This is a genomic window from Neorhizobium huautlense, from assembly GCF_030811685.1.
GTDB lineage: Bacteria > Pseudomonadota > Alphaproteobacteria > Rhizobiales > Rhizobiaceae > Neorhizobium > Neorhizobium huautlense_A.
Genome location: NZ_JAUSRF010000002.1, coordinates 18,407 through 41,618, shown reverse-complemented (window position 1 = coordinate 41,618; position 23,212 = coordinate 18,407). Strand labels below are relative to the sequence as shown.

Below are 23,212 nucleotides of genomic sequence, written 5' to 3'. Positions count from 1 at the left end.
CTTTTTTGGCGCGCGGCTGACCATATCCCTGAAGTGCGTGTCGCGAGCCATCAAGGCCGGTACGCTTGATTAGCGAAAGCTGTGGCCGGTCGGCCCTGCGAGGTTTTATGTCCGCATCTTCCATTCAGCCCGATCCCTCAATGATCGGCGGTATTTCCAAGGCACCCTTTGCCCTGATGCCGAACACCGCCCGTTTCTTCAAGGAACGCGCCACCCGTTTCAAGATCCTTGCCGAGACGAGCAATCTCGGCCCTTACCTGAAATTTCTGAGCGCGATCGCCGATCTGCAGGCGAAGCTCATCGAAGAACTGCCGCCGGTGACACCGATTGACGCCGATCAGGTCGCTCGTGCCCGTGAAAACACCATGCCGCCGATCGATCGTGCCGCCATGGTCAAAAGCGAGGATTTTCGCAGGACGCTCGCTCTCTTCCTCGAACGCGCCAAAACAATCGAGAAACCGGCAGCGGCACAACAGGCTCTTGAGGCTGTCATTGCCGCCGGTGAAGACACGCTCGAATGGATGATCGGCAATGTCATCGCCGATACTATGCCGGTCGAGGGCTTGGCCCATCACCTCTATATCGCCGCCGCGACGCAGGTTCATGCCGCACGCCTCGCAGCCGGTCTCGATGCACTGAAACTCGTGCCGGTCGCACCGGGCGTCTGCCCCTCCTGCGGCGGCAAGCCGGTTGGCTCCATGGTGATCGGTGTGCAGGGTGCCGAGGGCGCGCGTTATGCCTGCTGCGCCGGATGCGCCACCATGTGGAACGAGGTGCGTGTGAAATGCATCGCCTGCGGCACCACCAAGGGCGTCGGTTACCGCGCCGTCGAGATCGAGGGTGATCCGGAAGGCAAGACCGCCGTCATCAAAGCGGAAGTCTGCGACGAGTGCAAAAGCTGGACAAAGATCCTCTACCAGAACAGGAACCCGTCGCTGGAAATCATCGCCGATGATGTCGCCAGCCTCGGCCTCGATCTGCTGATGAAGGACAGCGAATACAAACGCGCCGGTTTCGATCCCTTCCTCGTGGGGTATTGAGACCATGGCGAATCTTTCGAGTTTGCGCCACCTCCCATCGGTGGACCAGATTTTGAAAACCCCGGAAACGGCGCCGCTGCTGGACACCTATGGCCGCGCCACCGTCACCGAGGTGTTGCGCACGCTTCTCGACGAGATCCGCACCGCCGTGCGCGGCGGCGCGTCCCTGCCGGATGCCGCCGCCATTATCGCGTCACTGACGAGCAAACTCGAATATCGCGACGGCTCCAACCTGCGGCCGCTGATCAACCTCACCGGCACCGTGCTGCACACCAATCTCGGCCGTGCGCTGCTGGCCGAGGAAGCGGTGAAAGCCGCCGTCGATGCCATGCGCGAAGCGGCAGCACTCGAATTCGACCTCGACACCGGCAAACGCGGCGAACGCGACAGCCACCTGCGCGAACTGCTCTGCGAACTGACCGGCGCCGAGGACGCCACCATCGTCAACAACAATGCCGCCGCCGTGCTGATCGCCTTGAACGCCGTGGGCGCGGGTCGTCAGGCCATCGTCTCACGCGGAGAACTGATCGAGATCGGCGGCGCCTTCCGCATGCCCGACATCATGGAACGCGCCGGCGTGCAGCTTGTCGAAGTCGGCACCACCAACCGCACCCACCCGAAGGATTACCGCAACGCGATCCGTGAAGAAACGGCGCTGATCCTGAAGGTGCACACGTCCAATTACCGCATCGAGGGTTTTACGGCTGAAGTTTCCGGCGCGGACCTTGCAAAGATCGCCAGAGATGCAGGCATTGCCCTGCTGAACGATCTCGGCTCCGGCACGCTGGTAGACCTCTCCCGATACGGTCTCGCCCGCGAGCCGACCGTTCGTGAAGCCGTCGCAGAGGGCGCGGATCTCGTCACCTTCTCCGGCGACAAGCTTTTGGGCGGCCCGCAGGCCGGTTTCATCGTCGGCCGCCGCGACCTGATCGCCGAGATCAACCGCAACCCGCTGAAGCGGGCGCTGCGCGTCGACAAGATCCGCATCGCCGCCCTTGCCGCGACACTGAAACTCTATCGCGACCCGGATCGGTTGGGTGAACGCCTGCCGACCCTGCGCATGCTGTCGCGCCGCCAGAGCGACATCGCCGAACAGGCCGAACGCCTGTTGACATCCGTCTCCGAGACGCTCACCCGTTTCGGCTACACGGTCGAAACCTGCCGCTGCTCCAGCCAGATCGGCTCCGGCGCGCTGCCTGTCGATACGATCCCGAGCGCCGGTCTTCGCATCGGTCACACCAGCGGCAGCGCCCTTGAAAAGCTGGCCGCAGCGTTTCGCGCCCTGCCCCGCCCCATCCTCGGGCATATTCGCGATGGTGCCTTGATCCTCGACCTGCGCTGCCTCAACGATGAAACCGCCCTCCTTTCCAGCCTTTCGTTCGTGAATGCCGATGCGCTGGCTTGACCGTTTCCGCCGCAGCACCACTGAGCCAACACCGGTCGCCGATCCCACCACCGAACAGATGGACGCGGCGCTGGCCGCTGCCAAAGCCGGCGACTACGACACCGCGCTGGCGCTGTGGGAACCGCTCGCTCGCGCCGGCAATGCCCGTGCGCAAAACAATATCGGCGCCTGTTTCGCCGAAGGTCTTGGCGTGCCTTCCGACCGGCCGCTCGCACTGAAATGGCTGACACTCTCCGCAGACGCCGGTGATCCCGTCGGCCAGCGCAATTGCGCGGCCTTCCACATGCAGGGCAGCGATGCCACCGGCTCCGATGCCGATCCGGCCAAGGCCGCAAAACTCTACCGGATGGCCGCCGAACAGGGCGATGCGGAATCACAGGACATGCTGAGCTGGCTGCTGCTCGAAGGCGAAATCATCCCTTCCGACCCCGCAGAAGCGAAACTCTGGGCCGAACGCGCAGCCGAAGGCGGTGTTGCCGCCTCGATGACCCGTCTCGGCATGCTCTATCACAACGCCATCGGTGTGGACCGCGACCCGGCCAGGGCCGTGATCTGGTGGCGCAAGGGTGCGGAAGGCGGGGATGCCGACGCGCAGGCCATGCTGGGAGCCGCCTGCCACATGGGTGCCGGAACGCCGGTCGATCGTATCGGGGCTCTGGCATGGCTTATCCACGCCATGAATGGCGGCAGCGCCCTTGCCCAACCCTTTCTGACACCCGTGCGCGAAAACCTGTCCGCACCGGATATCGCGGAAGCCGAACGCCGGGCAAAACTGCCGCTGGCCGAAATGATTGCGGGAGACACCCCATGATCATCGGCACCGCCGGCCATATCGACCATGGCAAAACGACGCTGGTGAAAGCCCTCACCGGCACCGATGCAGACCGCCTGAAGGAAGAAAAGGCGCGCGGCATCACCATCGATCTCGGTTTCGCCTATGCGAAATTTGCGGGCGATGCTGTCACCGGGTTCATCGATGTGCCCGGCCATGAAAAATTCATCCACACAATGCTGGCCGGCGCCGGTGGCATCGATTTCGCGCTGCTGGTGATCGCCGCCGATGACGGCATCAAGCCGCAGACCCGCGAACATCTCGCCATTCTCGACCTTCTCGGCATTTCTCGAGGCATCGTTACTCTCACCAAAGCCGATCTGGTTGATGCCGACCGCATCGCGACCGTCACCAACGATATCCGTGCTCTGCTCGCCCCGACACGGCTGAGAGGCATCGACATCCTGCCGGTCTCCGCCGCGACAGGCCAGGGCATCGAGGAACTGAAAAAAATCCTCGCAGAAGCCGAGCGCAACACGGTCGAAACCGCCACCGAAGGCCGGTTCCGCCTCGCCGTCGATCGCTCCTTCACGCTGTCGGGTGCCGGCACCGTCGTTACCGGCACGGTTCTCTCCGGTTCGGTGGCCATAGGCGATGCCGTCACCGTCTCGCCCTCCGGCCTGTCCGCCCGCGTGCGTTCCATCCATGCGCAGAACATGGCCGTCGAGCGCGGTTTTGCCGGCCAGCGCTGCGCCCTCAACCTTGCCGGCGAAGCGATCGCCAAGGATGCCATCCACCGCGGCGACATGGTGGTCGATCCCGCCCTGCACGCCCCGACCGACCGTATCGATGCCGAACTGAGGGTTCTTGCCAGCGAACCAAAGGCGATCGGCCAATGGTTCTCCGCCCGTTTCCACCATGAAAGCGTCGAGGCCGGCGTGCGTATCGTGCCGCTCGAAGGCCCGGTCGCCCCCGGCGCCACCGCCCGCGTGCAACTCGTACTCGACCGCCCGATTGCCGCCGCCGTCGGTGACCGATTTATCCTGCGCGATGTTTCAGCCCAGCGCACCATTGGTGGTGGTTTGCTGGTCGACCTGCGTCCGCCGGCCCGAAAACGCCGCACGCCCGAACGGCTCGAACACCTGACGGCAGCGGCCAAGCCCACGGCCGCCGAACAACTGTCGGCCCTCATCTACACCGCCTCCTATCTGGTCGACCTCAACACATTTGGCCGCGACCGGGCCATGTCGCCGCAGCAACTGAACGCTGCGACAGAAGCGGCAGGCATCGTGCTGGTCGAAGCCGGCGGCATTGCCTACGCCATGTCGGCCAAACACCGTGCCGCCTTCACGACACAGCTCACCGACCTGCTGACGGCCTTCCACACGGAAAACCCGGAACTGCAAGGTCAGGGCCGCGAGCGTCTGCGTATGGCGATGACACCGCGCCTGCCCGCCCCCGCTTTCCTCGCTGTGATGCGTGCGGAAGCAGCCCTTGGTACGATCGTTCTCGAAGGCGCCTTCGTGCGTCTGCCCGGCCACATCGCCCAGCTGGGTGAGATGGAAGACGCGCTTTACGCCGAAATCCTGCCGCATCTCATCGGCGAAAACCGTTTTCGACCGCCGCGCGTGCGCGACCTTGTCGATCTCATCGGCGGCGATGAACGCGAGATCCGGCGTGTCTTGAAACTCTGTGCCCGGCTCGGCCGTGTCGACCAGATACGCAACGATCACTTTTTCTTGCGCTCCACCACCGCCGAAATGGTCGAGATCATTCGCAACGTGGCGGCAGAGGCGGAGCATGGCGAATTTTCCGCTTCCGCCTTCCGCGACCGGGTGACGAGCGGCCGGAAGGTTGCCATCGAAATCCTCGACTTTTTCGATCGACATGGTGTAACCCTTCGGCGCGGCGATCTTCGCCGTATCAATCCACATCGGCTCGATCTGTTCGGCCCGTCCGTTCATGATGCTGAAAATGGAAGAGATTCGTCCCCGGTGGGGCGTCCGGACTTCAAATCCGGGTGGGGCAGCGACGCTGTCCTGGGTGGGTTCGACTCCCATTCTCTTCCGCCATCAGGAGAAAAATCGTGAGCAATCCGGCAACTGACACCGATTTCGACGACTGGGTGATCGACACCTATGCGGATGCCGGCTCCTTCACCATGTTGTTCATTCTTGTCTCGATCAGCGAGACAAAAGTGGAACTGTTGCGCTCCGCCTATCTGCATGTTGTGGGCGACGAGCTGCGTTGGCCGGACATGGTGAAAGTCTTCAAGGGCGCTGGCGTCAACTGGTCCGGCGTCGTGTTTTATCGCGCCGGCCGTGAAGGCTTGGTCGAGGACAAAGAGGCCAAGGCGCGACTGGCATCTCTCGTGCGCAAGCTGGACGAGGACCGTTCGCTTATCCGCGATGGCGAGTTTTTTAATGAAGACGGGCTGCGATTGATGATCGAGGAAATCAAGCCGCATTGAATGGGTGGCTACGCCATTGCTCGTCATCCTCGCCTTCGGGCTTAACCCGAGGGCGAGGATGACGACGCAGAGGTTTTAGGCAGTGATTTCCTTCGAGGAAATCGAATAGGCAAAGGTCTTCGGGCTCAGGCAATCCACTTCACCGCGCGACGTAAACGCTGCCGGATACATGAAGAAGTTCTGGCGGATCTCGTTGCCCGGAAGCGTGATATCACGCGCCGTATTATACCCGATCCAGTTCATCTCCCAATTGCCGAAAGCCTTTTGGCGGAAAGCCTGCACGGCATCGTTTTCGAGCGGCAGCTTTTCCTCCAGCACGACCTTGCGCACATCGGCCGGATCGACCGGCACCCAACCCTGGCCTTCGAGGTAGACTTCGGCTCGACAGTGCTGTGCACCGGTAATGTCGCCGGCGCGGCCGAGCGTCTTGAAGTCTGCCGAATTGGCAACCCGCACGCCAAAAACATCGCGAGCCGGCAGGCCGGCAGCGCGGGCAAGTGCCGTATAGAGGCTGTTGATGTCGGCGCATTTGCCGCCGAAATAGCCGGTTTCCAGCATGTCCTTGACGTTGCCCACGCCGCAACCGGCAATATTGGCATCACGAAAGGTGTTTTCGACAACCCAGTCATAGATGGCACGGGCCTTGTCCTCGTCCTTCTCGCGGTTGCCGATGATGTTCATCGCCGTGTCCTTGACAATGCCGTCGATCGGTGCGCTCGGGGTGCCGACAAGAGCGGCATCCAGTTCGGTCCTCCCGACGGCTGCGCCATCGGCAGTGCGGTTGCGGGTTTCGATCGTCTGGGTGAATTCGATCGTCCGCGTGCCGTCGGCCTGCCATTCGACCGAGAGGATATCGGCGCCTGACGTGGCGTCCTTCTTCATCTCGACCTGTTTCGAATCCGACGTCCAGTGCGGCGCGGAAGCCTTTTGATATTGGCCGGCCGACTGCGCAACCGGCAGCCAGAGTTTCGCCGGACCGGTTACGTCGGTCAGGTCAACCTTGGTGATCACTTCAAACCTGCGCCATGCGGCACCATCAGTCACCTTGTCGGCGGCAAAAACCGGGCTTGCGCCACGGGAAACGAAGGCGGCGGCAACGGATGCCGTGGCAGCATGACCAAGGAAACGGCGGCGGTTCAACATGATTGTCCAACTCCTGTCGGCAACGCACTGCCCGAAAGACGATGCGCGTTCAGATCGCGATAATCTATCGCTTTGATTTACTCCCTTTGTCGCGCGCAGGAAAACAGGAATTGCTGTCATCAAGCAATTTTGACGCAGATGTCAGCAATTCTCGGTCGTTTTGCCCGGCTTCGGCTCCGGGTTCGGCATGGCGAGATCGAGGCCCCGCGCGGTCGGCGGCTGCCAGGTTTTCGATTCCGGAAGCGCACCCTGCGGATTGGTACTGGTGTGCTGTCCACCGGTGCCGCCGGTCCAGCCGGTGGAACCGGTATTGCCCGGAGCCGTGCCGGCCGCTGAATCCGTATCGGCGGGTGTCGCCGCTTCGGCCGTGCCGGCAGCATTGCAGGCAGTCTTGTTTTCAAGGCTTTGGGCGGAAGGCGGCGAACCGGTGTTACCGGTGGTCTGGGCAGCAACAGGAGAAGCCGCAAGCATCAGGGCCAGCGCAGGTGCTGCGACACCGCCGAGAAACGTCACGGTTTTCAATCGGGACACGGGCATGGGGAAACCTCCATCAGTTTCCCTTTCAAACGCCCGTCCCCAAAGGCTTGTTCCTTTGAGAACGCCCGGTCAGCCGTCAACGACGATACCGGGAGCCCCCTCTTCCGCAGAACCGACGATCGATGCCAGCGGATAACCGGCGGCGCGCACCTGCTCGACCAGCGCATCCGCCTTGTCGGCCGATACCGAAACCAGCAGGCCACCCGAAGTCTGCGGATCGGCAAGCAGCATACGTTGCCATTCCGGCATGTTTTCCGGCAACGTGATCGCCTCGCCGTAACTGGCCCAGTTGCGGACTGAAGCGCCGGTAATAAAACCCTGCTGCGCCAGTTCTTCCGACTTGCTCAGGAAAGGAATGTCGGCAAGCTTCAGTCGCAGTGTCAGGCCGGAGGCGCGCGCCATTTCCAGGCCGTGGCCGAGAATGCCGAAACCGGTGACGTCGGTGATCGCATGCACATCCGCACTGGCGGCAAGCTCTGTGCCCACCTTGTTGAGCAGCGTCGTGGACGCAATCATCTCGTCATAGGCGGCCGCCGGCAGCGCGTTTTTCTTGATCGCCGAGGAATAGATTCCGATACCGATGCCCTTGGTGAGGACCAGCTTGTCGCCCACCTTGGCACCGCCATTGCGGCGCACCTGGCTCGGATGGCAGATGCCGATGACGGCAAGCCCGTAGATCGGCTCGACGCTGTCGATCGAATGGCCGCCGGCAACCGGGATGCCGGCGGTGGAACAGATGGCCGCGCCGCCTTCCAGGATCCTGCCGATGGTTTCCGGCTCGAGCTTGTTGATCGGCATGCCCAAAATGGCGAGCGCCAGGATAGGCTTGCCACCCATGGCATAAACGTCGGAAATGGCATTGGTGGCGGCGATACGGCCGAATTCGTAAGGGTCATCCACCATCGGCATGAAGAAATCGGTGGTGGCGATCACGCAGGTATTGTCATCGATCTGCCAGACTGCGGCATCATCGGCCATCTCGTTGCCGACGAGCAGTTGCGCGAATGGCTGAGCGGCCGGCTGGCCCGCCAGCAGTTTCTGCAAAACGGCTGGCGCTAGCTTGCAGCCGCAGCCACCGCCATGCGCCAGTTCGGTCAAACGAAAGGATGTTTCTGCCATGATCTCGCTCCCGAGCCGGTCATGGCTCGCCTCGTTCAGGGCGCTTCGAACCGCGAACCGGCACCGAAGCCCATATCGGCTCTATCATTCCGACGAAGGTGCTGTCAGCGAAAACCGAGCGGCTAACACGATTTTGAAGGAGGCGCGAGCTTGCGCAGACGCGTAGATCGCAAAAGGGAGGGCTGCAAAACAGCCCTCCCTTCAATTGCATATCGCGTGATACCGCCCGACCTCGCCGGGCGGAAAAATCAGAACTCTGTCCAATTCTGCTCCACGGCCACGGCAGCATTGCCGTTAAAGGCGCTGGCCACCTTGCGCACCATGGAACGGGCCGGAGAAGCCACCGGCGCATCCTGTCGGCTGGCAACACGGGCAAGCTGCGCTTCACCCAGCTTGAACTGCGCGAGCAGCTCGTTCAGCGAAGCAACCTCGCGGGCAAGGCCGTGGCTGGCAGCGGTCTGTTCTTCCACCATCGCCGCGTTTTTCTGGGTCTCCTGGTCCATCGAGTTGACGGCCGTGTTGATCTGCTGGAGACCCGTCGATTGCTCCTGCGCGCTTTCGACGATCGCCGCCACGTGACGATTGATCTCCTGAACCTCGACCACGATCTTTTCCAGCGCCGTGCCGGTCGCACCGACCAGATCGACACCTTCCTGAACCTGTTCGTTCGACGTGGTGATCAGCGTCTTGATTTCCTTGGCCGCATTGGCAGAGCGTTGCGCCAGTTCACGCACTTCCTGCGCCACCACCGCAAAACCCTTGCCGGCTTCACCGGCACGCGCCGCCTCGACACCGGCGTTGAGCGCCAAAAGGTTGGTCTGGAAGGCGATGTCGTCGATCACGCCGATGATATTGCCGATCTCGCTCGAAGATTTTTCGATCTTCTCCATGGCGATGACGGCACGGCGAACGACCTCACCGGAATGCTCGGCTTCGGTGCGGGTACGCGAGACCAGCGCACCGGCTTCCTGCGCCCGTTTGGTCGAATCCTTCACCGTGGTGGTGATCTCTTCGAGAGCTGCGGCGGTTTCTTCCACGGCTGCAGCCTGCTGTTCGGTGCGTTTGGCCAGATCGTCGGCCGCAGCCTTGATCTCGTTGGCGCCGGCATCAATGCCGCGGGCATTGTTGGCAACGCTTTTCAGTGCGTCCTGCAATTTGGAAGCGGAGGCGTTGAAATCGGTGCGTACGCCATCCAGCGAAGCGGCAAAACCGTGGTCGATGCGATAGGCGACATTGCCGTCCGACAGCTGCGACAGGCCGGTGGCCAGATTGTCGACAGCGAATTTGACGTCTGCGGCTTCACGGGCCTTGGCGGCCTCGCGCTCCATGCGCTCCTGTTCCGACAACGAGCGATTGGCGACAGCTTCCTTTTCGAGATTGATGCGCTCGATGGCATTGTCGCGGAAGACCGCAACGGCTTGCGCCATCTGACCAACTTCATCCTTGCGCTCAAGCCCGGCGATGCCTTCTGCCGTCTCCCCACCGGCAAGAGAAATCATCCGCTGCTGCAGGCGCGCGATCGGGCCGGAAATGCCGCGCGAAGCAACGAACAGCGACGCGACGATGGCGGCCAGAAAGATCACGCCAAGGCTGGCCAGAAGCGTGGTGATGGTGCTGCTGACGGAGGCGCTGATTGCATCCGCTTCCGCAATCACGGCCTTGGTATTGGCAATGTTCCAGTCGCGCAGATCGTCACGCAGCTTGCCGATGTCCGGATCGACGCCGGCCATGATAGCCTTTGCTTCGGCAAGGTTGCCGTCGTTGATCATCGCCACGGCCTTGTCCGTTTCGACCGTGATGGCGCGGGCGCGGTTTTCAAAAGTGTCGATAGTGGCGGCCTGCTCGGGAATGAGCTTCTTGGCGCTGGCAAAGCGGGCAAAAACGGCGCCCTTGCCGCTTTCATAGTTCTTGGCGACGTAGGCGCGGAATTCGGCCGCGCTGTCATAGGTCATCAGCTGATAGGCGCTGTAGGCCACGGAATTGATCGAGGTTGCGGCACGGGAAACGTCCGTCGCGGCAACGTTGTCCTTCGAGATGAAAGAATAATATCGGTCGTCGGAGCTACTATAATTGTAGGACAGCACGCTGACACCGGCGATCCCGACAAAACAGATGGGCAGTATCAGGGACAGTATCTTCGTGCGGATTTTCGCGTTGGATAGAAAAGACATGGCACACCACGGGGCGGGCGAGCACCGTGACGCCGCACGGAAACTCGCAAGGTGAAGGGGAAATTTCTGAAAGCTGACATCGCGTTGGGACAAGCCGGTCATCGGCTCGACCGGACGCTAGAAGCAAGATGATTAATCGCCGATTAAATCAGGTTTTAATCGACTGAAAAAAGTTGAATCACTGAAGATTTCTCACCCAACAATATACTTAGGGTGAGTCAATGAGCCGGAAACACGCTCATTGCGAGCATATCAGAGCCTTACCAACTCACATCCGGAAAAGCGTTGAGCGGCAGCTTCAGATAACGCCGGCCATCGTCTTCCGGCTCGGGCAGCGCGCCGGCATTGAGATTGACCTGAAGCGCATGCAGAAGAAGTCTCGGGAATGGCAGCGTCGCATCGCGCTCCTTGCGGGCTGCGATGAAATCTGCGCCCGTTCCCTGCAGATGGATGTTTTTCACCTTCTGCTCCGCGACCGTGCTTTCCCAGAGTGGCGCACGGCCGTCGGGACAATAATCATGGCCGGTGAACAGGCGAGTCTCATCCGGCAGCGCCAGAATCCGTTCAATCGATGCCCATAAAGTCTCGGCACTGCCGCCGGGGAAATCGGCGCGGGCCGAACCGCTATCGGGCATGAACAGCGTATCGTGAATGAAAGCCGCATCGCCGATGAGATACGTGATCGAGGCCAGCGTATGACCGGGCGAATGAATGACCTCGACCTCCATTTCGCCGATGGCAAAACGCTCGCCATGGCCAAACAGCCGGTCCCATTGCGATCCGTCACCGGCAAGACCCGGCATGTTGTAAAGCTTGCGCCACAAGGCCTGCACCTTCACGACTTCCGCGCCAATCGCCGTCGGCACACCGGTCCTTTCCTTCAGGTAAGTGGCAGCGGAAAAATGGTCCGCATGCGGATGCGTGTCGAGGATCCATTGCAGGACAAAACCCTGTTCCGCGATATAGGCGAGGATCGCATCGGCATGGCGTGTTGCGGTCGAACCGGATTTTTCATCGTAATCCAGCACCGGATCGATGATCGCGCAGGCTCGCGTCTTCGGACAGGCAACGACATATTGAATGCTGCCGGTTCGTTCATCGTAAAACCCTTTGACCAGCGGATGTACCGGAACCGTCATGCATATGCCCTTCGTTATTTCGGTCATATCCCTAACCGATTGGCCGAAAAATCGGAAGGCGCCTGCACTGATGCAAAAAAGGCCCCGACGAGCAGGGCCTTTCGCACAGGTTAGCGCCGTCTCTTAGAGGGCCAAGCCCGGAGCCATCTTCACCTCGCCGGCCGGTGCCGCCGGCTTGCCGTAGGCGGCCGGGTCCATGGCAGGCGATGCGATGGCGAGTTGCAGGCGCTCTTCGGTCGCCGCCCATTCCTTGGCCAGCATGTCCGGGTTTTCGTTGAGCTTCTGGCCGTAGCTCGGCACGATCGCATGCACGCGCTCCTGCCATTCCGGCGTCTTCAGCTTTTCGGCAAACACCTTCTTCAGCACGTCGAGCATGATCGGGGCGGCGGTGGACGCACCCGGCGAAGCACCGAGCAGAGCCGCGATCGTGCCGTCTTCGGACGCAACGATTTCCGTGCCGAGCTTCAACTGACCGCCCTTTTCCGGGTCGTTCTTGATGATCTGCACGCGCTGACCTGCCTGCCAATAACGCCAGTCTTCCGACTTGGCATTCGGGAAATACACTTTCAGCGCCTCGAAACGGTCTTCGTCCGACATCATCAGCTGGCCGGCGAGATATTGCACGAGGTTGAACTCGTGTGTGCCGACCTGCAGCATCGGCCAGATGTTTTCGAGCGTGACGGACGCCGGCAGGTCGAACAGCGAACCTTCCTTCAGGAACTTTGTCGAGAAGGTCGCGAAAGGTCCGAACAGGATGTGGCGTTTGCCGTCGAACACGCGCGTATCGAGATGCGGAACCGACATCGGCGGCGCACCGGTTTCAGCCTGGCCATAGGCCTTGGCGAGGTGCTGGTTGACGATTTCCGGGTTGTCGCAGACGAGGAAGGAACCGCCGACCGGGAAACCGGCATAGGCGTCACCTTCCGGAATGCCGGACATCTGCAGCAGCGGCAGCGCGCCGCCACCGGCGCCGAGGAAGACGAATTTTGCCTTTACGACGGTGGTGTCACCGGTCTTGGTGTTGGAGTAGGTTACGCTCCAGGTGCCATCATCGTTCTTGACGATATCCTCGACTTCCGAAGAGGTGCGCAGCGTGAAGGTCTGCTGGCTCTTCAGATGAGCGACATACTGGCGGGTAATCTCGCCAAAATTGACGTCGGTGCCGAGCGGGCTCCAGGTCACGGCCAGCTTCTGGTTCGGATCGCGGCCTTCCATCATCAGCGGAACCCACTTGGCGATCTGCGCATGGTCGTTCGAGAACTGCATGCCGGCAAACAGCGGGCTCGCCTTCAGCGCTTCATAACGCTTGGCCAGGAATTCGGTATTGGCATCGCCCCAGACGAAGCTCATGTGCGGGGTGGAATTGATGAACGAACGCGGGTTCTTCAACACGCCCATGTCGATCTGGTGCGACAGGAACTGGCGGGTAATCTGGAAGGATTCGTTGATCTCGATTGCCTTGGTAATGTTGACATTACCCTTGGCATCCGTTGGCGTGTAGTTCAGTTCGGCAAGCGCCGAATGGCCGGTGCCGGCATTGTTCCAGCCGTTGGAGCTTTCCATGGCAACGTCATCGAGGCGTTCGATCATCTCGATCTTCCAGGTCGGCTCGAGCTGCGAGAGCAGAACACCGAGCGTCGAGCTCATGATGCCGCCACCGATCAGCAGCACGTCGACAACACCGTCGGAACCCTGTTCCTGCGCCCAGGAGGGCATGGCGCTGACACCGATTGCGGCGGCGCCCGTGGCAGCCGAGCCAAGCAACTGACGGCGGCTCAGCATCAGGCGGCTGTTGGTGGACATCTTATTGTTTTTGGAAGGCATGAAGCACCTCGGTTGGTTAGCCGCCGGACGGGTGCTTCGGAGCAGACGAGCAAGCGACACGTGGGCGCGCGACGTTCTGTCGCGCAGTGGTCTCGCGGGGTTTGCGCCTTCAAATTGACAAACGCCATTAAATTGGAATTTAAGAAATCACGCAGAAGCCGGGGCCGGTTTGGATTTCAATTGTCACCGATCGACGGTAAATAGCCGCACTCACTGCCCCTTAAGCCTTGCCAGGAAAAAACCATGACCAAGGTCGTTCTGATCGAGGATGACGCCGACACCGCACAGGATATCTGCGCCGAACTGCGCGACAGCGGTTATATCGTCGACTGGGCGGAAGATGGCCCGACCGGGCTGGAACGCGCACGCGCGGCGGACGCCGATGTGCTGGTCATCGACCGCATGCTGCCGGGCATGGACGGGCTTGCCGTCATCGATACGCTGCGCCGGGAAAAGATCCGCACGCCGGTTCTGGTGTTGAGCGCGCTCGGTGCCGTCAACGACCGCGTCAAAGGTCTTCGCGCCGGCGGTGATGATTACCTGACGAAACCGTTTGCCGTGCTTGAACTCGTGGCCCGCATCGAGGCGCTGCTGCGCCGTCCCGCCGATACCGCCGCCCAGACGCTGCGCGTCGGCCCGCTGGAAATCGACCTGATCGAACGCAGCGCCAACCGCGCCGGCCGCGAGATCGAGCTTTTGCCGCGCGAGTACAAACTGCTCGAATACATGATGCGCCACAGCGAGCAGCTGCTCACCCGCGCCATGCTGTTCGAAGAGGTTTGGAAATACAGGTTCGTGCCGGATTCGAACCTCGTGGACGTCCATATGGGCCGCCTGCGCCGCAAGGTCGATGTTTCCGGCGAAGCACCGATGATCTCCAACATTCGTGGAGAGGGTTTTGTCCTTCGCGCGCCTGATTGACTGGATCTGGAACTCGACGTTTCGTTACACCGTCGCGCTGTTCATCGCGATCGGCGCAACGATCATGCTCAGTCTCACCTTCGCTTATGTCACCACCAGCCGCGAACTCGTGTCGTTTCTGGACAGCCTGATCATTCAGGAATCGGATGGGATGGTCGCCCAGTCCAGACAGGGCCTGCTGACGCAATATGAGGAACGCCTGCGGCAGGATCCGCGCCGTTACAAGCCGGTTGGACTGTTTACCGCTGATGGCAAGCGAATTTCGGGAAACATACGCCAATGGCCGGCAGGCCTGGAAGTCGATCAGCCACCGATCCAGGTGGATATCGATCGTGTCGATCCTGACATGCAGATTATCCAGCCCTCGCGCGCATTGGCCCGTCGGTTGGCCGATGGCAATATCGTCGTTGTCGGCTGGAGCACCAAAGACAACGAACAGACCGCCTCGGTGGTCCGGCGCGGCCTGATTTTCGGTCTGCTGCCGGCCTTCCTCCTCGGCCTCGCCGCCTCGCTTCTGTTCGCAGTCCGCTCGCAGCGGCGCATTCGCGAAATGCAGATACGCGCCGCCGACATCGTCGCCGGCGATTTTTCAAAGCGACTTCCGACCCGCAACAGCGAAGACCCGCTCGACAAGCTGGCGCAGATCGTCAACGGCATGCTCGACGAGATCCAGACGCTGGTCGAAAATCTCGCGGCGATCGGCGACGACATCGCCCACGACCTGAGGACGCCGCTCGCTCGCGTGCGCATCGGGCTGGAGCGTGCCCGCCACAGCGCCACGTCCGAAGAAGAATTTCAGGCGGCCACCGACCGCGCCATATCAGGCGTCGATCACGCCATCTCGATCATCACCGCCCTTTTGCGCATCCGCGAGATCGAACAGACCCGTCGTTTTCAGGCTTTTGGCAGCGTCGATCTGGCGGAGATGATCGCGGAAGTCGGTGAACTCTACGAGCCTTTCGCCGAGGAAAAGCAGCTGGCGCTGAGCGTCCATACCGATATGCAAACCAGCATACAGGGTGATCGCGACCTGTTGTTCGAAGCCGTCGCCAATCTTGTCGACAATGCCGTGAAATACACGCCCGAAGGCGGCCGAATCGATCTCGCGCTGGTGTCAGAAAATGGCCAGACGCTGATCCGCGTGAAAGACACCGGGCCCGGCATTGCTGAAAACGAACGCGAACTTCTGGCGCAACGTTTCTACCGCTCCGACCGCAGCCGTCACACAAAGGGGCTGGGCCTTGGTCTGACGCTGGTCTCCGCCATCGTGAAACTTCACGGTTTTCGGTTCGAGATCAAATCGGGTGACGGGTTCACGGCGGAGATTGTGCTGCCTCAGGATGGTGGCTGAGCGCGGCAACGCATGAGGATCACCACTTATCGCGGCAAATCCATCACCATCTCATGCCAAGCCATTCCGCCATGATCGGAATCGGATGGTCTCACGTACCGATAGCCAAACTTTTCGTAGAGCCCGACATGCTGCTCCTTGCACATGAGATGAATGGTCTTTTTGCCCATCCCTTCCATGCGGCGGATAAACTCGCGCATCAGCCGTGACGAATAACCCTGTCCCTGAAAGGCCGGATCGATCACCACCGACATGATGACCACGTTCTGCGCGTCCGGGTCATGCCCGATCAGCTGTTTGAAATCCTCGTCGGACATCACGACGTTTTCAGCACAGCCGCTGTTGATGAAACCGACGATCCCACCATCGACCTCCAGCACCAGAAACCCTTGAGGATAGTCACCGATGCGCAGGGCGATCTTTTCGAGCGTCGCCGCCTCGTCACCCTCGTAAGCGGAAATCTCGATTTCATAACAACGCGCCGCATCCGTCGGCACGGCATGGCGAAACAAAGGCTCGGTCATCACTTGCGCACCAGAATGCCGGCCTCGACGGCGGCGGCCAGAAAGGCCTGGCGCGCATCCTCATCCGCACGTTTGCCCTTGGAGACCTCGGCAAAGATCAGCAGCGCCTTGTCGCACGCCGGTTCATCCTCGATCGGCCAATCCTCGATCATCGCCCATGAGGCTGCCTGTGTCGTCTCGATCGCGGTTTCGACCGGCGGTTCGCCGATCATCACGACAACCGGCTTGTTCCAGGGTTTCTGCATCATCTCAAGTCCCGTTCAAAAAGTTGCCTCTCATAGAACGGTTCAGCGGCGAATGTAATCGGGAAACTCGGCGCTGATCACATCGATGATGGAAAGCGTGCCGGACAGATGTTTTCGAAGCGCCGCCGTCGCCGCCTCCACCTTGCCGGAACGGATGCCATCGACGATCGCCTCATGGTCGGCCAGCACCGTCTGCATCTTGCCGGGCATGGGCAGGTTCAACCGCCGCAGCCGGTCGAGATGCACGCTCTGACGCCGCACATTCGCCCAGAGCTGTTCCATGCCCATCCGCTCGTAAAGATGACGATGGAATTCGCGGTCGATCTCATCGAACCGGTCATGGGTTTCGGGCGTCGCAACGGCCCGCTGTCTCAACAGGATCTCACTCAGTTCGGCAGCCGTGGTCGTGGAACGATCCTCGGTCAGCCGCCGCACGGCCTCAAGCTCGATCGACAACCGCAGAAACTGCGCCTGCCTTGCATGGTTGATATCGATCTTGGCGACGACGGTTGCATATTGCGGATAGACATCGACCATGCCCTCCTCCTGCAGCCGCATCAGCGCGTCACGCACCGGCGTCTGGCTGACCCCGAATTCCATCTGCAGGCTGGAGCGTGACAGAACGGTACCGGGCACCAGTTCCACTTTCAGAATGCGCTCCCGCAAAATTTCATGCACCTGCAGCGCCACCTGCCGCGAGCGATCCAGTTGTCCGCCCCGAACCATTCCGCCACCCTTCGCCATTTCACTCATGCGATATTTCCACCCGTTCGTTCGTCGCCTGCATTAAAACACAGTTTTCGGGTTGATGCACTGATGTTTTAGTGCTTCAATGCCCTTGTTCGCTTTGGGAGAGGCGAAAAGCGGGCAGCACCTGCGCGGCCCGCATCATGGAGGAGGAACCGATGCGACTGCTGATACGCGGCGAGAGAACACCTGTCGTGACCGACATGGCATCCTAGCCGGCTTTATCCTGTCACCTCCAGAAAATTATCGATAGCCGCACCCATCCGGTGGGGCATGTCGGGAAGCCCCTTCCCGCGCCTGCAAAAAGGTTGATTGCCATGTCCAGCAGTTCCCTGCCCAAGACAAAGAAACCAGAAGACCTGCGTAGCGCCCGCTGGTTTGCGCCCGACGACCTCAGATCCTTCGGCCACCGTTCGCGCATGATGCAACTTGGTTATTCGGAAGAAGAGTTTCGCGACAAGCCCGTCATCGGCGTGCTCGACACATGGTCAGAACTCAACACCTGCCACGCGCATTTCAAGGAACGCGTGCAGGACGTCAAACGCGGCATCTTTCAGGCCGGCGGTTTTGCGGTGCAGATGCCGTCGCTGTCGCTGGATGAAAGCTCGCTGAAACCGACATCCATGCTTTACCGCAACATGCTGGCCATGGAGACGGAAGAGATGATCCGCGCCCATCCGCTCGATGGCGTGGTGCTGATGGGCGGTTGCGACAAGACCACGCCCGGGCTCGTCATGGGCGCGATCTCGGCCGGCGTGCCGATGATTTATCTTCCCGCCGGCCCGATGTTGCGCGGCAATTACGCCGGCAAAATTCTGGGTTCCGGTTCGGATGGCTGGAAATACTGGGACGAGCGCCGCGCCGGCAACATTACCGACGAGGAATGGCTGGGCGTACAGGGCGGCATTGCCCGCTCGGCCGGTACCTGCATGACCATGGGCACCGCCTCGACCATGACGGCAATCGCCGATGCCATGGGCCTGACGCTGCCCGGCGCCTCATCCATTCCCGCCGTCGACAGCAACCACCAGCGCATGGGTTCGGACTGCGGCCGCCGCATCGTCGACATGGTCTGGGAAGATCTGACGCCGGATAAAATCGTCACCGATGCAGCCTGCCGCAACGCCGCGATCGTCGCCATGGCCACCGGCTGTTCCACCAATGCCGTCGTGCACCTGATCGCCATGGCGCGCCGTGCCGGTGTCGATCTGACGCTCGACGATCTCGATGCACTTGGCCGCGTCACGCCTCTCATCGCCAATGTCCGCCCTTCGGGCAAGGACTATCTGATGGAGGACTTTTTCTACGCCGGCGGGTTGCGGGCGCTGATGAAACAGATGGAAGACCGGCTGGATCTTTCGGTCATGACCGTCACCGGCCGCACCATGGGCGAAAATCTGGAAGGCGCAAAAGTCTATAACGACGACGTCATCCGCCCGCTCTCCAACCCGGTCTATCACGAGGGTTCGCTGGCGGTAGTGCGCGGCAATCTCTGCCCGAACGGCGGCGTTATCAAACCCGCCGCCTGCGATCCAAAGTACCATGTGCACGAAGGTCCGGCCATGGTGTTCGACAGCTACCCGGAGATGAAGAAGGCGATCGACGACGAAAACCTCGATGTCACGCCCGACCATGTTCTGGTCCTGCGCAATGCCGGTCCGCTCGGCGGCCCCGGTTTTCCCGAATGGGGCATGTTGCCTATCCCCAAGGCGCTGATCAAGAAGGGCCATCGCGACATGCTGCGCATTTCCGATGCCCGCATGTCCGGCACATCCTACGGCGCCTGCGTGCTGCATGTGTCGCCGGAAAGTTTTATCGGCGGTCCGCTGGCGCTGCTGAAAAACGGCGACATCATCCGTCTCGATCTCCCCAATCGATCATTGGACATGCTGGTGAGCGAGGAAGAACTGGCGCGCCGCAAGGCCGAATGGAAAGCGCCGGAGCCGCGTTTCCAGCGTGGTTACGGCTGGATGTTCTCCAAACACGTCACCCAGGCCGATCAGGGCTGCGATTTCGATTTTCTGGAAACCGGGTTCGGCCAGAAGGCCGGCGAACCGGATATCTATTGAGGAGGATGAGACCGATGAGCGACTACGTTCTGAGCGAAACAACGCGCGCAAAATTCAAGAAGATTTCCACCGCATCGCTGGCGACGGCCATGTTCAAGCGCGGCCTGCGCAACCAGTTCATCCAGGGTGTCGTGCCGGTTTCGCCGAAGACGGAAACCATGGTGGGCCAGGCCTTCACGCTGCGCTACATCGTGGCGCGTGAAGACCGCAACCCCATCACCGTGTTCCGCAATGCCGATCATCCGCAGCGCGTCGCCATTGAAACCTGCCCGGCGGGCCATGTGCTGGTGATGGACAGCCGCAAGGATGCCCGCGCCGCCACGGCCGGCTCGATCCTGATCACGCGGCTTGCGTTGCGGGGTGCCGCCGGCGTTGTCACCGATGGCGGTTTTCGCGATGCGGCGGGCATCGGCGCGCTCGAGATGCCGTCCTACCACGCCCGCCCGTCCGCCCCGACCAACCTCACCCTGCACGAGGCGATAGATATCAACGTGCCGATCTCCTGCGGCGATGTCGCGGTGTTTCCCGGCGACGTTCTGGTCGGCGACAATGACGGTGTGATGGTCATTCCCGCCCATCTGGCCGAGGAACTGGCGGATGAATGCACGGCCATGGAAAGCTACGAGGATTTTGTGCTCGAGCAGGTGAAAGCCGGCACGCCGATCATCGGGCTTTACCCGCAGACCAAGGATGAATTCCGCGACAAATACGAAGCGTGGCGCAAGGCGAACGGCCGTTGACCACCTGATCTTTTTCAAAAGCTCAAGAGAAGCGCATGGCCCAACCCGGTCATGCGCTTTTTCGTTTCCGGCCCGGACGCTTCACCCGAATTCTCGAAAAGCTGCAATTTCAGGGCACTCACGCGCCCGTCGAAATTTGCGCATATGCAAACCATAATTTGTCATACTAATCGGCATGAAATATTGACATGCAAGGGTTTTTTAGTGGTATAAAGATTACAACATAAACGTGGTACCATGACATGCTCGCCATTCTCGCAGATGATCTGACCGGCGCACTCGATAGTGCCGCCCCCTTTGCCGGGCGCGGTCTTCGCACCGAGGTGGCGCTTGCCCGCGAAGCAATTGCCGGTATCGTCGCGGATCGCCCGGATGTCATTTCCATCAATCTCAACACACGCGAAATCGGCGCGGATGCCGCACGCGAAACGACGGCAGCCGTGATTGCCCTGCTGCCCTCGGGCACGCTCCTGTTCAAGAAAATCGACTCCCGCCTCAAGGGCAATATCGTCGCTGAACTCGACGCCATCCCCTTCTCCCGCGCACTGGTCGCACCGGCCATCCCGGAATTCGACCGCATCGTCGAAAATGGTGCTGTTCGCGGTTTCGGCGTCGACACACCGATCGTGATCGCCGAAAAACTCGGAAGCCACGCCGCCCGCGCCAACACACCCGACACCCGGTCCCCCGCCGACATGGATGCCGTGCTCGACGCAGCACAGGGTGACGGCACCGATCTGCTGATCGGCGCACGCGGGCTGGCTGAAGCACTGGCCCGCCGCATGACCACAGGACGTGACGCACAGCCGGCAAAGATCCCGACCGGCCGCGCCACTTTTGTGATCGGCTCGCGCGACCCGATCACGCTTGCCCAGATCGACGCTCTACGCGCCGGCCATGACCTCGATTACCTTGCCGCACCGAATGGTGAACTCACCGGAACACCCGAGACCGATGCAGCATTGACGCTGATTCAGGTCACACTGGGAGCAAACGAAATCAATCCGGTACTCGCATCCGAGGCGCTGGCAGAAGGTCTCAAGGACAGCCTTGCCGACTATAACGGCACACTGCTTCTGTCCGGCGGCGCAACGGCCGAGGCGGTGATGCGTGCGCTTGGCGTCACCCGCTTCACCCTGCATGGCGAATGCCTGCCCGGTCTCGGCCTTGCCTCCAGCGAGGGGCGCTGCATCATCGCCAAATCGGGCGGTTTCGGCGGGCCGGACACATTAAAGACGATTGCGGACATGGTCCTGGGGAGGGCAATTTGAAGATGGGACTGGAAACGGGAACCGCCCGCAGAGGGCTTGCCGACATCGTGTTCGAGCGCATGTTGCGCGCCATCAAATCCGGCGCCTACAAGCCGGATGAACGCCTGCCGACCGAACATGATCTGGCCGCCGAATTCGAGGTGTCGCGCCCGGTCATTCGCGAGGCGCTAAAACGCCTGCGCGACCAGAGCCTGATCTATTCCCGCCGCGGTGCGGGCAGTTTTGTCCGCTCCACCGGCCTGCGCAATCCACTCGGTTTCGGGCAACTGGAAAACGTCGCCGACCTTTTGAACTGTTACGAATTCCGCCTGACGCTGGAGCCGGCCGCAGCCGCAGCAGCAGCCACCCGCCACGATGCCGACAGCCTGAAGGCGATCCGTCAGGCGCTGGAACTGCTGCGCGACGCCACCAACCGCCAGTCACACCGCGAGGACGCCGATTTCCAGTTCCATCTGGCGATCGCCCGCGCCGCCCAGAACAACTATTTTTCGACCGCCATGGAAGCGTTGAAGGACCATATCGCGGTCGGCATGAAGTTTCACGGTGCGTCAATCAAGCGCGAGGCATCGGGCCTGACGCGCGTGTTCGGCGAGCACGAGGCGATTGCGTCGGCCATCGCCAACCGTGACGAGGACGAGGCGCGAAAGCTGATGCTGGAGCACTTGAAAGGCTCGCGCGAAAGGCTGTTTCAGTCGTCGCATCAATAAATGATCAAGCCTGCCGATAAAGCGCCACATGCATAAACGCACGCTCCGATTTTTCTTCGACCCAGGCGCGGGAGGCTGCTTGTGGGCCTGCGAGGAATCAATACGCCTCGGCGCAAGAAGCGGGCCGCTGGATGCAGCAACGTTCGATCTCGACGGCCAAATCTCGCAACCAGCCATGATTTCACTGTCTGAAGAAACGCAATCGCTCTTGCGCCGTCTCGATGAAGAATATGCCAGCCATCTGAACCCCACATATCCAGCCGACCCCAGTCTCTGGACGCAGGCGAGATGTGATCGGTTCAACGATGAACTGGACCAGCTTCTGCTTTTGATCCGTAGAGAACTGGATTACGCATTTCGTATTGACGACCGACAGGAACGCCTGAACGAGGCCCCTTCCCTCCCGGATTTTCTCGCCGCCGATCCTCAACAAAAGCCGGTTTTGTAACCCCTTGCAAAACACGAAAAGGCGGCAAGGTCAGGAGCGTTTGACGGGATCACAGGAAAGGCTGTTTTCGGAACATCGTTGCCCCCCGGCGGCGAAAGCGGTATCTGGCGGCATGGAGCCCGTATCGATCAGAGCGATATGAGCGCTCGCGTGTATCCTCTATAAGAAATGGCAGAAGACCGATGGCCCGCAAGATCAGAGAGGATTTCGCTTCGTCGCAGGTGGAGGAGCAGCCGACGATTTGCCCCCTGTGCGAACGTATGATCCCGGCCGGCGATGAAGATGCCCATCATCTTGTTCCGAAAAGCAAGGGCGGCAAGCAGACCGTTCTGCTGCACAAGGTCTGCCATGACCAGATCCATGCCGTCTTCACGAATGCGCAGCTCGCCAAGTCATTTTCGACGATCGAGGCCATCCTCGAGAACCCCGACATCCAGAAATTCGTTGCCTGGATAAAAAGCAAGCCTGCCGGCTTCTCCGGCTCGGCAAAGGAGCCGCAGCAGGGCCGAGGACGGCGATAAGCGACGTTCACATGAAACCGCCAGAACTTAAAAAGGCGGCACGATCGC

21 protein-coding genes, 1 tRNA gene and 1 pseudogene are annotated in these 23,212 nt (G+C 60.9%); 14 read left to right on the top strand and 9 right to left on the bottom strand.

The features are described 5' to 3' along the window. Positions 1 to 107 precede the first annotated feature (107 nt). From fdhE to J2T09_RS02820, 6 genes and pseudogenes are all read left to right on the top strand, one after another. Positions 108 to 1,040, top strand: coding sequence for a formate dehydrogenase accessory protein FdhE (fdhE, locus tag J2T09_RS02845; protein WP_306830885.1), 933 nt, complete (start codon positions 108 to 110; stop codon positions 1,038 to 1,040). A 4-nt stretch (positions 1,041 to 1,044) separates the two neighbouring features. Continuing rightward, entirely contained in the window at positions 1,045 to 2,445 is a 1,401-nt protein-coding gene (selA, locus tag J2T09_RS02840) for an L-seryl-tRNA(Sec) selenium transferase (protein WP_306830883.1), read from the top strand. Next, positions 2,432 to 3,256, top strand: coding sequence for a tetratricopeptide repeat protein (locus tag J2T09_RS02835; protein ID WP_306830881.1), 825 nt, complete (start codon positions 2,432 to 2,434; stop codon positions 3,254 to 3,256). Before selA ends, J2T09_RS02835 begins: the two co-directional genes overlap by 14 nt. Then, positions 3,253 to 5,166: pseudogene (gene selB / locus J2T09_RS02830) on the top strand (selenocysteine-specific translation elongation factor); the annotation flags it as partial. The gene J2T09_RS02835 and the pseudogene selB, both read left to right, overlap by 4 nt. A 27-nt stretch (positions 5,167 to 5,193) precedes the next feature. Then, a tRNA-Sec gene (locus J2T09_RS02825) sits at positions 5,194 to 5,289 on the top strand. Between the two features lie 14 nt (positions 5,290 to 5,303). Beyond that, entirely contained in the window at positions 5,304 to 5,687 is a 384-nt protein-coding gene (locus J2T09_RS02820; protein ID WP_306830879.1) for a hypothetical protein, read from the top strand. Positions 5,688 to 5,762: 75 nt separating this feature from the next. Here J2T09_RS02820 and J2T09_RS02815 read toward each other — a convergent pair whose 3' ends face one another. The 6 genes from J2T09_RS02815 to mqo form a co-directional block, all read right to left on the bottom strand. Further along, a complete protein-coding gene (locus J2T09_RS02815; protein WP_306830877.1) occupies positions 5,763 to 6,830 on the bottom strand; it encodes a transglutaminase-like domain-containing protein in 1,068 nt (355 codons plus the stop codon). Between the two features lie 141 nt (positions 6,831 to 6,971). Continuing rightward, the gene (locus tag J2T09_RS02810) at positions 6,972 to 7,367 is read right to left on the bottom strand and encodes a hypothetical protein (protein ID WP_306830875.1); all 396 of its coding nucleotides are present in this window, start codon (positions 7,365 to 7,367) and stop codon (positions 6,972 to 6,974) included. 69 nt (positions 7,368 to 7,436) lie between these two features. Then, a complete protein-coding gene (gene selD, locus J2T09_RS02805; protein WP_306830874.1) occupies positions 7,437 to 8,486 on the bottom strand; it encodes a selenide, water dikinase SelD in 1,050 nt (349 codons plus the stop codon). A 248-nt stretch (positions 8,487 to 8,734) separates the two neighbouring features. Then, on the bottom strand, positions 8,735 to 10,657 hold the full coding sequence (locus J2T09_RS02800) for a methyl-accepting chemotaxis protein (RefSeq protein WP_306830872.1): 1,923 nt from the start codon (positions 10,655 to 10,657) through the stop codon (positions 8,735 to 8,737). Positions 10,658 to 10,917: 260 nt separating this feature from the next. Continuing rightward, positions 10,918 to 11,796 (bottom strand): MBL fold metallo-hydrolase, encoded by an 879-nt coding sequence (locus J2T09_RS02795; RefSeq protein WP_306830870.1) that lies wholly within the window; start codon positions 11,794 to 11,796, stop codon positions 10,918 to 10,920. A gap of 123 nt (positions 11,797 to 11,919) precedes the next feature. Continuing rightward, a complete protein-coding gene (gene mqo, locus J2T09_RS02790; RefSeq protein ID WP_306830868.1) occupies positions 11,920 to 13,599 on the bottom strand; it encodes a malate dehydrogenase (quinone) in 1,680 nt (559 codons plus the stop codon). A gap of 264 nt (positions 13,600 to 13,863) precedes the next feature. Between mqo and J2T09_RS02785 the strand changes: the two genes are divergently transcribed. Continuing rightward, positions 13,864 to 14,541, top strand: a complete 678-nt coding sequence (locus J2T09_RS02785) for a response regulator transcription factor (protein ID WP_306830865.1) — start codon at positions 13,864 to 13,866, stop codon at positions 14,539 to 14,541. After that, entirely contained in the window at positions 14,519 to 15,892 is a 1,374-nt protein-coding gene (locus J2T09_RS02780; protein WP_306830863.1) for a sensor histidine kinase, read from the top strand. Before J2T09_RS02785 ends, J2T09_RS02780 begins: the two co-directional genes overlap by 23 nt. Before the next feature lie 26 nt (positions 15,893 to 15,918). Here the strand turns inward: J2T09_RS02780 and J2T09_RS02775 are convergent, their stop codons facing one another. From J2T09_RS02775 to J2T09_RS02765, 3 genes are read right to left on the bottom strand one after another with little or no spacing between them, the layout of a single operon-like run. Continuing rightward, complete coding sequence (locus tag J2T09_RS02775; RefSeq protein WP_306830861.1) at positions 15,919 to 16,416, bottom strand: GNAT family N-acetyltransferase; 498 nt, start codon at positions 16,414 to 16,416, stop codon at positions 15,919 to 15,921. Next, the gene (locus J2T09_RS02770; RefSeq protein ID WP_306831653.1) at positions 16,416 to 16,661 is read right to left on the bottom strand and encodes a DUF982 domain-containing protein; all 246 of its coding nucleotides are present in this window, start codon (positions 16,659 to 16,661) and stop codon (positions 16,416 to 16,418) included. Before J2T09_RS02770 ends, J2T09_RS02775 begins: the two co-directional genes overlap by 1 nt. 42 nt (positions 16,662 to 16,703) lie before the next feature. Beyond that, positions 16,704 to 17,414 carry a GntR family transcriptional regulator gene (locus tag J2T09_RS02765; protein ID WP_306830859.1) on the bottom strand — a complete coding sequence of 237 codons (711 nt, stop codon included), beginning with the start codon at positions 17,412 to 17,414 and terminating at the stop codon, positions 16,704 to 16,706. Positions 17,415 to 17,725: 311 nt separating this feature from the next. On the opposite strand from J2T09_RS02765, the gene araD reads away from it, so the two are divergent. The 6 genes from araD (at position 17,726) to J2T09_RS02735 (ending at position 23,164) form a co-directional block, all read left to right on the top strand. Further along, on the top strand, positions 17,726 to 19,477 hold the full coding sequence (araD, locus tag J2T09_RS02760; RefSeq protein WP_306830855.1) for an L-arabinonate dehydratase: 1,752 nt from the start codon (positions 17,726 to 17,728) through the stop codon (positions 19,475 to 19,477). Between the two features lie 14 nt (positions 19,478 to 19,491). Beyond that, positions 19,492 to 20,217 carry a ribonuclease activity regulator RraA gene (locus J2T09_RS02755; protein WP_306830853.1) on the top strand — a complete coding sequence of 242 codons (726 nt, stop codon included), beginning with the start codon at positions 19,492 to 19,494 and terminating at the stop codon, positions 20,215 to 20,217. Positions 20,218 to 20,459: 242 nt separating this feature from the next. Further along, complete coding sequence (locus J2T09_RS02750; protein ID WP_306830852.1) at positions 20,460 to 21,488, top strand: four-carbon acid sugar kinase family protein; 1,029 nt, start codon at positions 20,460 to 20,462, stop codon at positions 21,486 to 21,488. A gap of 2 nt (positions 21,489 to 21,490) precedes the next feature. After that, positions 21,491 to 22,195: a FadR/GntR family transcriptional regulator gene (locus J2T09_RS02745; protein ID WP_306831651.1), complete on the top strand. Its 705-nt coding sequence runs from the start codon at positions 21,491 to 21,493 to the stop codon at positions 22,193 to 22,195. A 28-nt stretch (positions 22,196 to 22,223) separates the two neighbouring features. After that, the gene (locus tag J2T09_RS02740) at positions 22,224 to 22,643 is read left to right on the top strand and encodes a hypothetical protein (protein ID WP_306830850.1); all 420 of its coding nucleotides are present in this window, start codon (positions 22,224 to 22,226) and stop codon (positions 22,641 to 22,643) included. A gap of 182 nt (positions 22,644 to 22,825) precedes the next feature. Beyond that, a complete protein-coding gene (locus J2T09_RS02735; protein WP_306830848.1) occupies positions 22,826 to 23,164 on the top strand; it encodes an HNH endonuclease in 339 nt (112 codons plus the stop codon). Positions 23,165 to 23,212 lie beyond the last annotated feature (48 nt).